Source organism: Micromonospora sp. M51 (assembly GCF_018070305.1).
GTDB classification, from domain to species: Bacteria; Actinomycetota; Actinomycetes; order Mycobacteriales; family Micromonosporaceae; genus Micromonospora; species Micromonospora parva.
Genome location: NZ_JAGPXZ010000084.1, coordinates 1 through 12,973, shown reverse-complemented (window position 1 = coordinate 12,973; position 12,973 = coordinate 1). Strand labels below are relative to the sequence as shown.

13 protein-coding genes and 1 tRNA gene are annotated in these 12,973 nt (G+C 70.1%); 6 read left to right on the top strand and 8 right to left on the bottom strand.

Annotation, left to right across the window (positions count from 1 at the left end):
- The 5 genes from KBX53_RS07360 to KBX53_RS07340 form a co-directional block, all read right to left on the bottom strand.
- Positions 1 to 1,001, bottom strand: a 1,001-nt coding sequence (locus tag KBX53_RS07360) for a carbohydrate ABC transporter permease (protein ID WP_247675245.1), incomplete at its 3' end; no start/stop codon positions are given.
- Between the two features lie 128 nt (positions 1,002 to 1,129).
- Positions 1,130 to 2,560, bottom strand: a complete 1,431-nt coding sequence (locus tag KBX53_RS07355; RefSeq protein ID WP_030332306.1) for an extracellular solute-binding protein — start codon at positions 2,558 to 2,560, stop codon at positions 1,130 to 1,132.
- A 454-nt stretch (positions 2,561 to 3,014) separates the two neighbouring features.
- Entirely contained in the window at positions 3,015 to 3,785 is a 771-nt protein-coding gene (locus KBX53_RS07350) for an IclR family transcriptional regulator (protein WP_030332309.1), read from the bottom strand.
- 138 nt (positions 3,786 to 3,923) lie between these two features.
- Complete coding sequence (locus tag KBX53_RS07345) at positions 3,924 to 4,226, bottom strand: hypothetical protein (protein WP_210858223.1); 303 nt, start codon at positions 4,224 to 4,226, stop codon at positions 3,924 to 3,926.
- A gap of 24 nt (positions 4,227 to 4,250) precedes the next feature.
- Complete coding sequence (locus KBX53_RS07340; RefSeq protein WP_210858222.1) at positions 4,251 to 4,988, bottom strand: SDR family oxidoreductase; 738 nt, start codon at positions 4,986 to 4,988, stop codon at positions 4,251 to 4,253.
- 237 nt (positions 4,989 to 5,225) lie between these two features.
- Here KBX53_RS07340 and KBX53_RS07335 point away from each other — a divergent pair, with 237 nt between their 5' ends.
- Positions 5,226 to 6,113 carry a helix-turn-helix domain-containing protein gene (locus KBX53_RS07335; RefSeq protein ID WP_210858221.1) on the top strand — a complete coding sequence of 296 codons (888 nt, stop codon included), beginning with the start codon at positions 5,226 to 5,228 and terminating at the stop codon, positions 6,111 to 6,113.
- 77 nt (positions 6,114 to 6,190) lie between these two features.
- Positions 6,191 to 7,093: a tetratricopeptide repeat protein gene (locus KBX53_RS07330; protein WP_210858220.1), complete on the top strand. Its 903-nt coding sequence runs from the start codon at positions 6,191 to 6,193 to the stop codon at positions 7,091 to 7,093.
- Positions 7,094 to 7,274: 181 nt separating this feature from the next.
- On the opposite strand, the gene KBX53_RS07325 is transcribed toward KBX53_RS07330, so the two are convergent.
- A tRNA-Lys gene (locus KBX53_RS07325) sits at positions 7,275 to 7,349 on the bottom strand.
- Positions 7,350 to 7,505: 156 nt separating this feature from the next.
- On the opposite strand from KBX53_RS07325, the gene KBX53_RS07320 reads away from it, so the two are divergent.
- The 4 genes from KBX53_RS07320 to KBX53_RS07305 all read left to right on the top strand — a co-directional run bounded on the left by KBX53_RS07320 (position 7,506) and on the right by KBX53_RS07305 (position 10,590).
- A complete protein-coding gene (locus KBX53_RS07320; RefSeq protein WP_030332318.1) occupies positions 7,506 to 7,928 on the top strand; it encodes a PadR family transcriptional regulator in 423 nt (140 codons plus the stop codon).
- Positions 7,925 to 8,974 (top strand): hypothetical protein, encoded by a 1,050-nt coding sequence (locus KBX53_RS07315; protein WP_030332320.1) that lies wholly within the window; start codon positions 7,925 to 7,927, stop codon positions 8,972 to 8,974. The genes KBX53_RS07320 and KBX53_RS07315 overlap by 4 nt, the downstream gene beginning before the upstream one ends.
- Before the next feature lie 73 nt (positions 8,975 to 9,047).
- The gene (locus KBX53_RS07310) at positions 9,048 to 9,350 is read left to right on the top strand and encodes a hypothetical protein (RefSeq protein ID WP_030332322.1); all 303 of its coding nucleotides are present in this window, start codon (positions 9,048 to 9,050) and stop codon (positions 9,348 to 9,350) included.
- Positions 9,351 to 9,507: 157 nt separating this feature from the next.
- Positions 9,508 to 10,590, top strand: coding sequence for an NAD-dependent epimerase/dehydratase family protein (locus KBX53_RS07305; protein ID WP_210858219.1), 1,083 nt, complete (start codon positions 9,508 to 9,510; stop codon positions 10,588 to 10,590).
- Between the two features lie 163 nt (positions 10,591 to 10,753).
- On the opposite strand, the gene KBX53_RS07300 is transcribed toward KBX53_RS07305, so the two are convergent.
- Both KBX53_RS07300 and KBX53_RS07295 read right to left on the bottom strand, forming a co-directional pair.
- Positions 10,754 to 11,938 (bottom strand): hypothetical protein, encoded by a 1,185-nt coding sequence (locus KBX53_RS07300; protein ID WP_210858225.1) that lies wholly within the window; start codon positions 11,936 to 11,938, stop codon positions 10,754 to 10,756.
- Positions 11,939 to 12,119: 181 nt separating this feature from the next.
- Positions 12,120 to 12,869, bottom strand: coding sequence for a ZIP family metal transporter (locus KBX53_RS07295; RefSeq protein ID WP_030332334.1), 750 nt, complete (start codon positions 12,867 to 12,869; stop codon positions 12,120 to 12,122).
- Positions 12,870 to 12,973 lie beyond the last annotated feature (104 nt).

The following is a 12,973-nucleotide window of genomic DNA, read 5'->3' as shown; positions in this document are numbered from 1 at the left end:
CCCGCCGCCTTCCAGAAGATCTCCGGCGATGCCCAGAGCAGCAGACCGGTGACCAGCGCCGTGATGACCCACGGCAGGGCCTTTCGCGCCGGCCCGGCCCACCGCCGCGTTCCGGTCCACAGCGTTGCCCGGCGTCGTCGGGGCAGTTTGATGTTGCTGTCCTGACGCAACAACCGGACCAGGACGAACACCAGCCCGCCGATGATCGGCAGCATGACGAGCGTGACCGCCGCCCCGGCGCCGTACTGGAGCTGGAGGATCGCCTTGGAGTAGGCGATCAGCACGTACGGCGCTGTCACGTCGCCCGGGCCACCCTGGGTCAGCAACCAGATGAGGTCGAAGTTGTTGAACGTCCAGATCGACGACAGGGTCACCGTCACGGTGATCACGTGGCGCAGTCCGGGCAGCGTCACGTTGGCGAACCGCTGCCAGGCCGAGGCCCCGTCGATGGTCGCCGCCTCGTAGAGGTCCGCCGGGATGGCCTTCAACCCGGCGAGGAAGCACACGGTGAAGAACGGCACGCCCTTCCAGACGTTGACCAGGATCACCGACGGCATGGCCAGCGACGGGTCGGACAGCCAACCCGCGGGCCAGCTGTCGACCAGGTGCGCGCTGGCCAGCAGCGGCCCGATCCCGGTGGCGGTGAGCAGCGTGTTGACGCTGCCGAAGATCGGGTCGAGCAGCGCGCGCCAGCTGAACGCCGTCACCACCGTCGGCACCACCCACGGCACCAGGAGCAGGCCGGCCAGCAGGGCCCGGCCACGGCGGCGATGGTGCAGCAGCAGGGCTGCGGCCAATCCCAGCACGACCTTGAAAACCTCGGCGTACGCGGTGAAGACGAACGAGTTCACCACGCCGGTGTGGAACTGGTCGTCGCCGACGAGCGCGAGGTAGTTGTCCAGGCCGACGAAGACGCTGTCCTGCCCGTGCCGTTCGGTGGTGCTGGTGATGATCGACCGGGCGATCGGCACGAGAACGAGCCCGCCGACCAGCACGGCCATCGGCGCCAGGAACAGGGCCGCGAGTCGCCAGTCGCGACCCAGCCGCCGCTGGACGGCCGTGAGGGAGCCAGGCCCCGACGGCGGTGATTTCCTCGCCGCCGTCGGGACCCGTGCAGGACGGACCGAGCTCACTGCGGCAGCCCCTGCTGGTTGAAGATCTGCACCATCTTCGCGTGGGCGGCCGTCACGGCCTGCGCCGGCGACGTGCCCTGCACGACCTGCTGCATCATGTCGGTCAGGACGTAGGCCGATCCGACCGCCTGCTGGCCCGCGCTGGCCTTCTGCGGGAAGGCCAGGCCGTTCTTCGTGTTCAGCGGCAGCTTCAACTCAGTGATCTTGCGCAGCATGGGGAACGCCGGGTCGCCGCTGGTGAAGAACGGGTCGGCGTCCCAGACCTTCGCCCAGGCGGGCATCACCAGGCCGGGTGCTTCCTTCGCCACCCCGAGCAGCGCGGGCGCGCTGACCAGGTACTGCGCCAGGAGCTTGGCGAGCGCCGGGTTCTTGGCACCCTTGAAGACGACGAAGCCCTGCGACTGGCCGAGCAGCAGCGGATTGTCGGTCGCCGGCCCGATGCAGTCGGAGAACACGTGGGTGTTCGCGTGCACCGGGTTCTTCTTGGTCCTGGAGTCCGCGTAGACGCTGAACTGGTTGCGGGTGTAACCGAGGATCCCGGCGAGCCAGTTCTCGTTGTTGCTGGTGTCGGTCCAGCTGGCGATCCCCGGCGGCAGCATCGGCTTGTACTTGGGGTTGGTGTAGATGTCGCCGAGGAAGGTCACCGCCTGCACCGTCTCGGGGGAATTGAAGGTGACCTTCCGGCCGTCGTTGGCGGCGATCGACCCGCCGTAGGCGTTGATCAGCGCCTCGATCATGCCGTTGCCGTCGCCGGAGCGGTTGACCGTCATCCCCCAGCCGAACCGGCGTTTGGTCGGATCGGAGATCTCCAGGCACAGATCCCGCAGCTCCTCCCAGCTGTAGATGTCCTTCGGGGTGATGCCCTTGTCCTGCATCCAGTCCTTGCGCAGGAACGACCCGATCCCGATGAAGTGGTACGGGATCGCGAACCACTTGCCGTCGAAGACGCAGAAGTTCTTGGCCTCGGCGCAGGGCTCGCCGTACTTGGCGGTCAACGCCGTGACGACGTCCGTCACGTCCTCCAGGTCGCCCAGCGCCTGGAACTGAGCGACGAACCGCGAGTCGGTCATGAACGCCAGGTCACGGGCCACCCCGCCCTTGACCTCGGCGTCGATCTTGGCGACCACGTCACCGGCGTCAGCCTGGACGAGACTGTTCTCGATCTTCGTCCCGGTGGTGTCGGCGAACTTCTTGATCGAGCTGTCGAGCGCTTCGTTCGCCGCCGTCGAGTACAGCTTCTGCGACAGCATCCCCATCGAGGAACCCTTCATCGACGCCGCAGCGTCGATCAGTTCCTGCGGAACGTCCGGCTGCACCTTGCTGGGGGACTCGGAGGTGCCCCCGCACGCGGCCAGACCGGCCGCGCCGAGCACCCCCACCCCCATCCCCAGAAAGCCACGCCGGGACCACGCCAGGTTGTCGTTCATGGAATTCGCCTCCTCTGTCTCCCCGCACCACCGCACGCCGAAGGCGTGCCTGTGCTCCAGGTGTGCCTATGACGGCGACCACGGACGCGTCGCCCGCATCGATCAGTGCGCTCGCGTACCCGTTGTCGCAGTTGGTGGGGTTGCGGTGGCGGGCGTGCCCCGGCCGCCGCTCACCGTCGGGAGTCCGCTGACGCACGCGTCGTCGTGGCATCCGAGCGAGCTACGCGAGAGACTCCGCGCGCCGCTCGTCGGGTAGCGCGACGAGGTTGAGGCGATCGGCGACCGGGCCGAGAAAGCTGCGCTGACGTTGCAGTTCGGTCGGGCCACGAGACCACCACCGTTCGAGATTTCGAACTGAGTTCGAGATACCGGATCGAGTGGTCGCGACGCTAGAGCAGCGTCAAGACAGCTGTCAATGTTTCGATGTGATTTCGAACCGAAAACGGGAGGCTGACTACCGCGACTGCGCCCGGTAGCCCATGCGCGCCGACAGTGCGGCCGCGCCCTCACGAACCAGCCCCGTCCACTCCACGTGCGCCTGCGGCGTCCAGCGGATGATCGGTGCGGACAGGCTCATCGCGGCGATGGTGGCACCGGAATGGTCCCGGATCGCCGCGGCGACGCAGCGCATGGCGCTGTCGGACTCACCGATGTCGACAGCGACACTCTCCGCCCGGACCCGATCGAGGTGCTCGCGGAGCCGGTCCGGGTCGGTGATGCTCTCCGGCGTCATGCCCGGCAGCTCGCCCTTCGTCAGGACAGCGTCCAGGCTCTCCTCATCGAGGCTCGACAGCAGCACCTTGCCGACCGCCGTGCAGTGCGCCGGCAACCGGCGCCCCACCCCGGAAACCATCCGGACAGGGTGCGTGCTGTCGAACTTGACGAGATAGACGACATCAGGGCCGTCGAGCACCGCCACGTGAACCGCCTCGTGGCAGGCGGCAGCCACGTCCCGCACCACGCACTGCGCCTCCCGAACCAGATCAAGCCGACCCGCGAACGCCGCGCCGAGCTGAAACAGCGGCATGCCGAGCCGATACTGCACCGGCTGACCCGGTACGGAGATCAGGTACGAACGAGCCTCAAGCGTCACGAGCAGCTCGTGGACGGTGGTGCGGGGCAGGTCGAGCCGCTCCATCACCTGGCGCGCCGACAGTTGCGGGCAGTCCAGGAACAGCTCGAGGACGTTGAGTGCGCGGTTGACCGCCGGTACCACACGGGGCATGTCGATAGTCCCTTCGCAGTGCCGAGCCCGTGTCAACGATCTCCACACGGGCCGGCACCTGAAGAGGATATCGACGTCAGCCCTCGACGCCAGGTCTCGGACGCGTCGTCCAGGAGGGGTGGTCCCGGCAGATCGGGATCAACTGAGGTGCCGCAGCACCGGGACGATCCGGAAGTCGACAGTGGCGTGGTCGATGGTGGTGTGCACCGGGGAATCGGCCATTTCGGTCATGATCCCCGAGGCGCTGCGCTGGCCGTCCGCGGCGGAGTCCCACGCGACGATGTCGGTGATGGTGCCGTCGTCGTCCTGCACGATCCGACGCCACCGGAAGCCGGGCTGGCGCCGCAGGTAGTCGTTGATGTCCTCGTTGGCGTTGACGAAGTCGGCGCCGGTGAGGCCGGGGACGAGCCGGAACGTCGTCATCTCAAGCGCTTCGCTCATTGGTGCACTCCTCGTGATGCGCGGTCAGCCCTGCGCGGTCGACCGCATGATGATCTCGTTGATGTCGACGCTGCCCGGCTGGGCGATCGCGTGGGCGATCGCGTCGGCTACCACCGAGGCCGGCATTCCCAGCTCTTTGGCCGCCACCTGGACGGCAGCCCGCACCGCAGGGTCGCCACCCCGCTCGGCGAGTTCCGAGTGGGTGTAGCCGGGGCTCACCAGGGTCACCCGGATGTCCCGGCTCTCCTGGCGCAGTCCTTCGGTGAGTGCCCGGACCGCGTACTTGGTGGCGCAGTAGACCGCAGCCGTCGGGTCGACGCGGTAGGCGGCGGTGGAACCGATGTTGACGATGTGTCCCGTGCCCTGGGCGCGCATCAGCGGCAACGCGGCGGCGATGCCGTACAGGGTGCCGCGCAGGTTCACCTCGATCATCTGGTCCCACTCGTCGACCCGCAGCGCGTCGAGGGTGGACAGCGCCATCACGCCGGCGTTGTTCACCAGTACGTCGATGCGGCCGTGCCGTTCGTGGGCTCCCCCGACGAAGGAGAGCACGCTGTCTCGGCTCGTGACGTCCAGCTCATGGTGCTCGGCGGTGCCACCGGCGGCGCGCAGTTCGTCGACGAGCGCGGCGAGCCGGTCGACGCGTCGGGCACCGAGCACGACGTGATGGCCGTCGGCGGCCAGCCGGCGGGCGGTCGCCGCACCGATACCACTGCTCGAACCGGTGATGAGAACGATCTTCGAGCCGGCACTGTCTTCCACTGATCCTCCTGTTGCACGTCGGGCCCGCTGCCCGAGCGCCGCAGCTCAACAATCCGGCCGGTACGCGAGCCCTGGAAGGGCGAGGCTTCCGGGGTGCGCCATACCCTGGCACCGCGTACCTTTCATCCGGTTTAAGGGCTCTCTGTCCCGTGCGCTCTCCACCTGTGGATGGCGCAACCCGGCGGCGAAGTCACCAGTCGGCCGGCGACTCCGGCCCGAAGTCCTAGGCTGATCGACATGCCCGATGCAAACCGGCTCGGGGAATTCCTCCGGGCCAGCCGCGCGCGAGTCGACCCGAAAGAGGTCGGACTGCCCAGGGGCGGCGACCGCCGGGTACCCGGGCTGCGCCGCGAGGAACTCGCAGTCCTGGCCGGAGTGAGCGCCGACTACTACGCCCGCCTCGAACAAGGCCGGGAGCGCAACCCCTCCGCACAGCTGCTCGACGCCATTGGACGGGCCCTGCACCTCGACCCCGACGCGCGCCGCCATCTCTTCCGGCTCGCCGGGCTCCACCCCCGGCTCGGCCCGGACAACTCCCGGGACTCCGTGCACCCGGCGCTGCTGCGGCTGCTGGACGCCTTCCCCACCGCCGCCGCCTACGTGCTCAGTCCCGCATTCGAGGTGCTGGCCACCAACAACGTGGCGGCCGCCCTGCTGTCCCCGTTCACCGGCCCGACCAACATGGTCCGGGTGCTGTTCCAGCATCCGCAGGCCCGCGCCGTCTTCCCCGACTGGCCGTCCCTGACCGAGAACGTCGTACACGCCCTGCACCTCAACGCCGGCCGCTTCCCGGAAGACCCCCACATTCGGGCGCTCGTGGCCGACCTGCGACGGGACTCGCCGACGTTCCGCACCCTCTGGGAAGACCAGACCGTGCGGGGTCTGACCCGGATGTTCAAGGTCGTAAACCACCCCGAGGCGGGGCGGGTCGAGCTGACCTACCAGACCTTCGACGTCCGCGACGCTCCCGGTCAACAACTGCTGGTCGGCACACCTGAACCCGACAGCGCCGAGGCTCTGGCCGCCCTGGCGGCAGCAGATCGGGTGATCGCGGCCCAGCCGGCGGCTGGAGGTCAGCCATCCCAGGCAGCCCCCGACCGCCCGGCCGACAGGCACGAGCCATGATGACCATGTAGGGGTCGGGCCGATCAGAGGCGCGTACCGCCTGCCAGGCTGATCAGGCGGGGATAGGGAGCAGCGGCATGGAACCGCAGTCCGGAAACGGCGACGATGCGGTCGCGCGTGCGCGCGAGCTGGTTCGGGCCGAGCAGTTCGGGCCCGCCATCGAACTGCTGCGCGAGCACCTGAACGCCCGCCCGGATGACGCCATTGCCTGGCGCCGCCTCGCCGGCGCCCTGATTGGACTCGGCGACCATGCCGCTGCGGTCGATGCGGCTGGTCGAGCAATCGACATCCACCCCGAGGATGTGGCTGCCTACCGCTACCGGGCGCTCGCTCTTCTCATGCTCAAGCGGGACCGGGAGTCGTATGCCGACGCGAAGCGCGCGGTGGAGCTTGCACCCGATGACCACGAGGCGCTGACCCTGCTCGCCCGGAACGTCGTCGAGGTCGATCGCGACGTAGCGCGGTTCAAGGAGCTCATCGATCGGGCGCTCACCGTGAATCCGGACAGTGCCCCTGCACGGCACCTGGCCAGGCAATATCGAAGGCTCCATCGCCGGAAGCTAGCCGTCGCGATGCACCTGGTGATCCTTCCGGCCGCGATCGTGTTGCTGGTTGGTTGGTTCGCGGTAGACACCGGCAGGTCGACGGCCGCTCGTTGGATGGTGTGGCCTTGCCTTGTCGCGCTGGCCGTCATCCTTGTCAGAGGCGTGTTCACGTGGTCGGCACGCGGCGTGCTCCCGATGCTCACACTGCCCCAGGTGTCGGCAGCGGCGAGCGCCGCCGGAATTGTCGCGGCAGGCGCGGGTTACGGCGCTACCCGAGGAGCCCCAACCGCAGCCGTCCTTGGCCTGACCGCTGTTGCGATATCGGGCGCCTTCGGGCTTCTCCTGCTCCGTCACGGCGCACGGCACAGCCGCCTGTCAGAAGAATCTACGACTGGCCGTAGATCGTCTAGCCGGGACACGTCACGCATGCCCTGAGACCGATCCGTCACGCAGGTCCCACCGGAGGAGGGCCGCCCGCGCCGCCTGGTCGGCAACCTTCTGCGGCCGGCGGACGGCAACTCGTTTGCACATCTCGGAAGCCAAGATCATGCCTGAGTTGTGCCCTGGCCGTGCCCGATGATCTTCGGTTGGAGCTGTCGCGCTCAGAGGCGCCGAATGGTGGGCCGCCAGGGACTCGAACCCTGAACCTATGGATTAAAAGTCCACAGCTCTGCCATTGAGCTAGCGGCCCGCGCGCTCAGGTTACCCGAACGTCTACGCCCCGGCTGATGTCCGCCCCCGCTCTGGGCCAGTGATGTTGATCTAAGCCCGGGACGGCACCGACGCTGGAAGGAACTTCCACACCGCTTTGTCACCGACATAGCTTCATCACCGATATATTGAGGCCATGGCCACACCCACGCCACTGCGGGAACCCACCTTCCTGATCCTCACCGCCCTCGCGCGGGAATCCATGCACGGCTACGGCATCATCAGCGACGTCGCGGCCCTCTCCGGCGGGCGGCTGGCGCTGCGGCCCGGCACCCTCTACGGCGCACTCGACCGCCTCACCGACGAAGGGCTGGTCGAGCGGGACCGCGAGGAGGTCGTCGAGGGACGGCTGCGCCGCTACTACCGGCTCACCGACGCGGGCCGGTCAGTGCTCACCGCCGAGACCGAACGACTGCGCCGCAACGTCGAGGCCGCCACCCAGCGGTTGGCTGTTCGACCTGCGGGCACCCGCCCCGCTGGCGGCACCGCACGCGGCCCTCTCACCGTCCCCGGAACGGCGGCCCGCCCCATCCTTCGACCGACCGGAGGCCCGGCATGAATCAGCCCAACCCTGCCCCGGAGCAGGCCGGGTCGCCGCTGGAGTCCCGCTACCGGCGACTGCTGTGGGCCTACCCGGGTGACTACCAGGCCGAGCGGGGCGACGAGATCGTCGGGACGTACCTCGACACCGTCGAACCGGGGCGGCGCTGGCCGTCCCCACACGACGCCCTCGACCTGCTCGGCGCCGGAATTCGGGAGCGACTACGCGGGTACGGCGCACTTGGGCTGGCGGCCGCCTTCCCACTGGCCGCGACCGCCGCGCTGAGCACCCTCGTCGCGGTCGCCGCCTTCCTCCTCTTGCAGGTCGAGTTCGAAGACCCCCGCCTCGCCAGGCTGGACCCGGTCGGCCCGTTCCAGACCCTCGGCGCTGTCATCTGGCTGGGTTGGCTGCTCGTCGGCCTCACCGCCACGGTGCTGCCCGGCTCCTGGACCCGAATCGCCGCAGCCTGTGGTCTCCTGCTGACCATCGCCGTGCCGCCCGTGGCCGCCCTCGCCGGACAACCCCGACCGCCGATGTTCGTGCTGATCCCCGCCGTCGCGCTCGGCCTGGCCACGCTCGCACTGCCCGCCCATCCCGGCTGGGCCGCGCGTAGCCTGCCGCCGCTCACGGCCGGCGCTGTGGCGGCCGCGTCCGTGGCGTTCAGCGCCGCCGAGAACGGCGGCAACATGTTCACGTCGTACGGCTCGACGCCCGAACTGTTGGCCATGGCCGGGGGGTTGATGTTCGCGCTGGTCCTGCTCGTCGGGCTCGGCCGCGCCCTGCGAGCCGACGACGCCGGCCTCTGGGCGGCCCTGCTGCTCGCCACCCCGGCTGGCCTGTTCGGCGCCGACCAGCTCAGCCAAGGGATCTGGGGCAGTCGGGGAGGCGGACCGGGCGCGGCGGCCTACGCCACCACAACCGGGACGATCCTTCTTGTCGGTGCGGCACTGCTGGCGGCGGCCATCGCCGGCCAGTCCGCACGCCACCAGAGCGTACGTCGACAGGTGCTCGACAAGGCCTGCCCGACCTGCGGCCACCGATCGACTGCAACGACAGCGACCTGAATTCGCACGGTCGGCGATGAGGCGGTGTTCGAGGCCTCGCATGAGTGTGGGCCGGCGGGGAACCAGGACCGGCATGGGATCGAGCAGCGTGCCGGCCGTGGCGGCCTCCGGGGAGGAGGTCGGGCCCGATGGCGTACGCCAGCCGGGTGGGGAGGTGCACGCCTGGCTGCCCGGCCAGAACCAGACGGTCTGTGGCCTGGCGCTGAGCCGGACCCGGCTGCGGCGCTTCCCGCATGTGCGCTTCGACTACTCCGGCACTGACGTGCTGACCGAGGCGGACGCGGTGGGCTGGATCTGCCCACGCTGCCTGGCCGCCACCGCTGGCCGGCGGGGGAAGGAGAAGCACGGCTGGGTACGGCATTCCCCGCGGCCTTGATCGACTCGGGTTTCAGGAAATCGGGGTGTTCTGCGCGCGGTGATGCCCCGACTTTCAGGAAGTCGAGTCGATCAAGGGAGCGGGGCGAGGGCCGTGCGCTGCGCGGGGCGCTGCGGGTGGGTGGTTGAGCTGCGGCTGGGCGGGTACGGGGTCGGGCATGCGGATCGTGGTGGTGGGGGCCAGTGGCAACGTCGGTACGGCGCTGCTGCGGCGGCTGCGCCGGGAGCGGGGCGTGGAGCTGGCCGGGGTCGTACGACGGTTGCCCGGCCCGGACGCCGGTGAGCCGTACGACCAGGTGGAGTGGCACTCCTGCGACATCGGCGCGCCGAGCGCGACCGGTCAGCTCGCCGAGGTGTTCGCGGGTGCGGACGCGGTGGTGCACCTGGCCTGGCAGATCCAGCCCAGCCACGACCAGCGGGTGCTACGCCGGACCAACGTCGAGGGCAGCCGGGCGGTGATCGACGCGGTGGTCGGGGCGCGCGTGCCGGCCCTGGTGTACGCCTCGTCGGTCGGCACCTACGCGCCCGGCCCGAAGGACCACCCGATCAGTGAGCGGTGGCCGGCGACCGGTGTGCCCGGCTCGTCGTACAGCGAGCACAAGGCCGAGGTGGAGGCGTTGCTGGACCAGGTCGAGCGCGATCACCCGACGCTGCGGGTGGTGCGCATGCGACCTGGGTTGATTTTCCAGCGGGCGGCCGGTGCGGAGATCACGCGGTACTTCCTCGGCCCGCTGGCGCCGGTGCGGTTGTTGCGCTTCGGCCGGATCCCGCTGGTGCCGACGAACCGTCGGTTGCGGATGCAGGCGGTGCACGCCGACGACGTGGCCGATGCGTACGCCCGGGCGGTGTTGGGTGATGCGCGCGGCGCCTTCAACGTCGCCGCGGACCCGGTGCTCACTCCGGAGCTGGTGGCCCGGCACTTCCACGGTTGGACGGTGCCGGTCGCCGCGCCGGTGTTGCGCGCGGCGGCCGCGCTGACCTGGCGGGCGCGGCTGCAACCGGTCGACGCGGGCTGGGTGGAGCTGGGTCTGAACGCCCCGCTGATGTCCAGCGAGCGCGCGGAGACCGAGCTGGGCTGGCAGCCAAAGATCAGTGCGCTGACGGCGCTCAGGGAACTCTTCGCCGGCATGGCCGACGGCGACCACACGGCGAGCCCACCGATGTCCGGCGCCCGGGACCTGCCCGGCCGCCCCGCTGCCCTCCTGCACGCCCGCCCCCCAGGCCAGGGAAACCCCTACTAACCCCCCCACCCCACTGTGTTGATCAAGAGGTGTCGGGCCAAAAACGCCGCCCAGTTGACCGAAACCTCTAGATCACCGGCGCAGGGCGGGGCGCGGGCGCAGGGCAGTGCGCGGGCGGGGCGCGGGGCGCGGGGCGCGGGCGCGCTGGCAGGGGTGGGTGGGGTTAGGAGAGGGTGGAGGCTGTCACTGTGGGGTTGCGGGCGCCCAGGAAGAAGATTCCGGGGAAGCCGCGGGTCTCGAACTTGGCGCTGGGGTTGCGGCGCAGCGTCGAGTTTTCGATCCTCATCGTGCCGGTGCGGTTGTTGCTCACGAAGAAGACCGCGCCGCCGCCCTCGTTGGCCTTGTTGTTCTCGATGATGGTGCGGGCGATCCGTACGGTGAACTCGTTGCCGTCGCAGTAGATCGCGCCGCCGCTGCCGCCGCCGGGCGTGCCGGACTTCGCCGGGTTGGCGCCGTTGCCGATCGCCTCGTTGTTCCTCAGCAGACTGTTCAGCACCACCCACGACACGCCGATGCTGCTCAGCGCCCCTCCGTTGGAGCAGGAACCGCCGTCGAAGGTGCTGCCCACCACGTACACCGGCTTGTTCTCGTACTGGCTCAGCACCCGCACGGCCGCGCCACCCAGGTCGGGGCCGGTACGGTCGCAGCGGTTGCGGACGAAGCGCGAGTTGACCACCTTCAGCCGCCCGCCGCGTACGAAGATCGCCCCACCGCCGCCGCCCTCGGCCTTCTCGCCCGTGGAGTTGCCGTCGGCAAAGGTCAGGTTCTGCACGGTGAGCTGCGGGTGATCCTGGTTCTGACAGTGCGAGGTGGTGAAGCCCTGGGCCTGGTCGCAGGTGTTCATGTAGAGGATCCGGCGCTGCCCCTGGCCGCTCAACGTGACAGTGCCGCCGCCGTCCAGCACGACCTTCGGCCCGTTGGCGTTGCGGACCTTCGCGGTGGCGGTCATCTTGATGGTCACCGGGGCGGGTCCACAGTTGAACGTGATGACACCGCCGGCCGCCACCGCCTTCACCACCGCCGCCGAGGTGCAGCTCGCCGCGGTGCCGGTGCCGATGGTCCGGGTCGGCTTCGAGGTGTCCACCGCCCGGGCCTCGGCCGGCACGGCCGCCTTGCCGTTCGGGTTGCCGGCAGTGAGCACCTTGTTGGCGGGCTTCGGGCTCGCGCTGGCCCCGGGGCCTCCGAGGCCGTCCCGGGCCTGCGGCGCTGCGCTCTGACCCCCGGTCGGAGAAGCGGTCGGCGAAGCGGTCGAGCCGGCCTCGAAGGCGGGGGCCGGGTCGTCGGACGCGCAGCCGGGCAGGGTCGCGGTGGCGACACCGAGGACGAGGAGAGCGGCAAGCGACGTCATGCGCACCAGGTGATGCTAGGAGCCGCGACCGCGCCGTGACGAATCCGCCGAGCCGGCTTAATGCACTGCTAAACCGCCGCCCGCCGCCAAGCCACGCCCGCCGCTCGCTGCCAAGCCGCGCCCGCCGCCCGCCGCCAAGCCGCGCCCGCCGCCGCGCCGGATGTGGCGCGGTGACCGGTGATCAGGTGTGGGAGAGGGCGAAGGCGGTCAGGAAGCCGGCGACCGTGATCAGACCGACCAGCAGGTGCGCGTTCTCGAACGCCTCGGGGACCATGGTGTCGGTGATCATGGCGAGGATCGCCCCGGCGGCCAACGCCGTGATGGCGGCCAGCACCTCCGGCGGCGCGCCGCCCAGCAAAGTGTTGCCGACCAGCGCGGCGACGCCACTGACCAGCGCGATCCCGGTCCAGAGCAGGAACACGTACCGTCGGGTGCGGCCGGCCTGCCGCATGCCGGCCGCGCTGGACAACCCCTCCGGAACGTTGCTGAGGAACACCGCCGCCACCGTGACCAGGCTGACCGCACCACCGCTGAGCAGACTGGCGCCGATCACCACCGATTCCGGTACGCCGTCGAGGAGCGCGCCGACCGCGATCGCCGACCCGGAGCCGGGCTGCTCACCCTCGGAGGGCTGTTGGTCGCCGGACCGCTTGCGGTGCCGCGCGCCGCGCCGGGCCAGCGCCACGTTGGCGAGGGTGTAGGCAGCCGCGCCACCGGCCGCGCCGATCACCGTGGGCAGCAGTCCGCCCTGGTCGTGGGCGACCTCGATCAGCTCGTAGGAGACCGCGGAGAGCAGCACCCCCGCGCCGAACGCCATCACCGACGCGGTGAGCCGCTGTGGGACGCGGACGAACCAGCCGACCGCCGCCCCGATCAGCAGCGCCGACCCGGCCAGCAGTCCCCATCCGCCCGCCTGCAACCACTCTGGCATTCCGGGGACCGTACCCGGTGGGGTGCGGGCGGCAAACCGTGCTCAGAAGTCGGCGAAGAGGTACGGCACCCGGCGGGGGAACAGGCCGCGCAGCTCCACTGCGG

Excerpts from the sequence above, each read along its gene's own strand:
- KBX53_RS07355 (WP_030332306.1), bottom strand. The coding sequence starts at position 2,560 with ATGAACGACAACCTGGCGTGGTCCCGGCGTGGCTTTCTGGGGATGGGG.
- KBX53_RS07350 (WP_030332309.1), bottom strand. The coding sequence starts at position 3,785 with ATGCCCCGTGTGGTACCGGCGGTCAACCGCGCACTCAACGTCCTCGAG.
- KBX53_RS07345 (WP_210858223.1), bottom strand. The coding sequence starts at position 4,226 with ATGAGCGAAGCGCTTGAGATGACGACGTTCCGGCTCGTCCCCGGCCTC.
- KBX53_RS07335 (WP_210858221.1), top strand. The coding sequence starts at position 5,226 with ATGCCCGATGCAAACCGGCTCGGGGAATTCCTCCGGGCCAGCCGCGCG.
- KBX53_RS07330 (WP_210858220.1), top strand. The coding sequence starts at position 6,191 with ATGGAACCGCAGTCCGGAAACGGCGACGATGCGGTCGCGCGTGCGCGC.
- KBX53_RS07320 (WP_030332318.1), top strand. The coding sequence starts at position 7,506 with ATGGCCACACCCACGCCACTGCGGGAACCCACCTTCCTGATCCTCACC.
- KBX53_RS07315 (WP_030332320.1), top strand. The coding sequence starts at position 7,925 with ATGAATCAGCCCAACCCTGCCCCGGAGCAGGCCGGGTCGCCGCTGGAG.
- KBX53_RS07310 (WP_030332322.1), top strand. The coding sequence starts at position 9,048 with ATGGGATCGAGCAGCGTGCCGGCCGTGGCGGCCTCCGGGGAGGAGGTC.
- KBX53_RS07305 (WP_210858219.1), top strand. The coding sequence starts at position 9,508 with ATGCGGATCGTGGTGGTGGGGGCCAGTGGCAACGTCGGTACGGCGCTG.
- KBX53_RS07300 (WP_210858225.1), bottom strand. The coding sequence starts at position 11,938 with ATGACGTCGCTTGCCGCTCTCCTCGTCCTCGGTGTCGCCACCGCGACC.
- KBX53_RS07295 (WP_030332334.1), bottom strand. The coding sequence starts at position 12,869 with ATGCCAGAGTGGTTGCAGGCGGGCGGATGGGGACTGCTGGCCGGGTCG.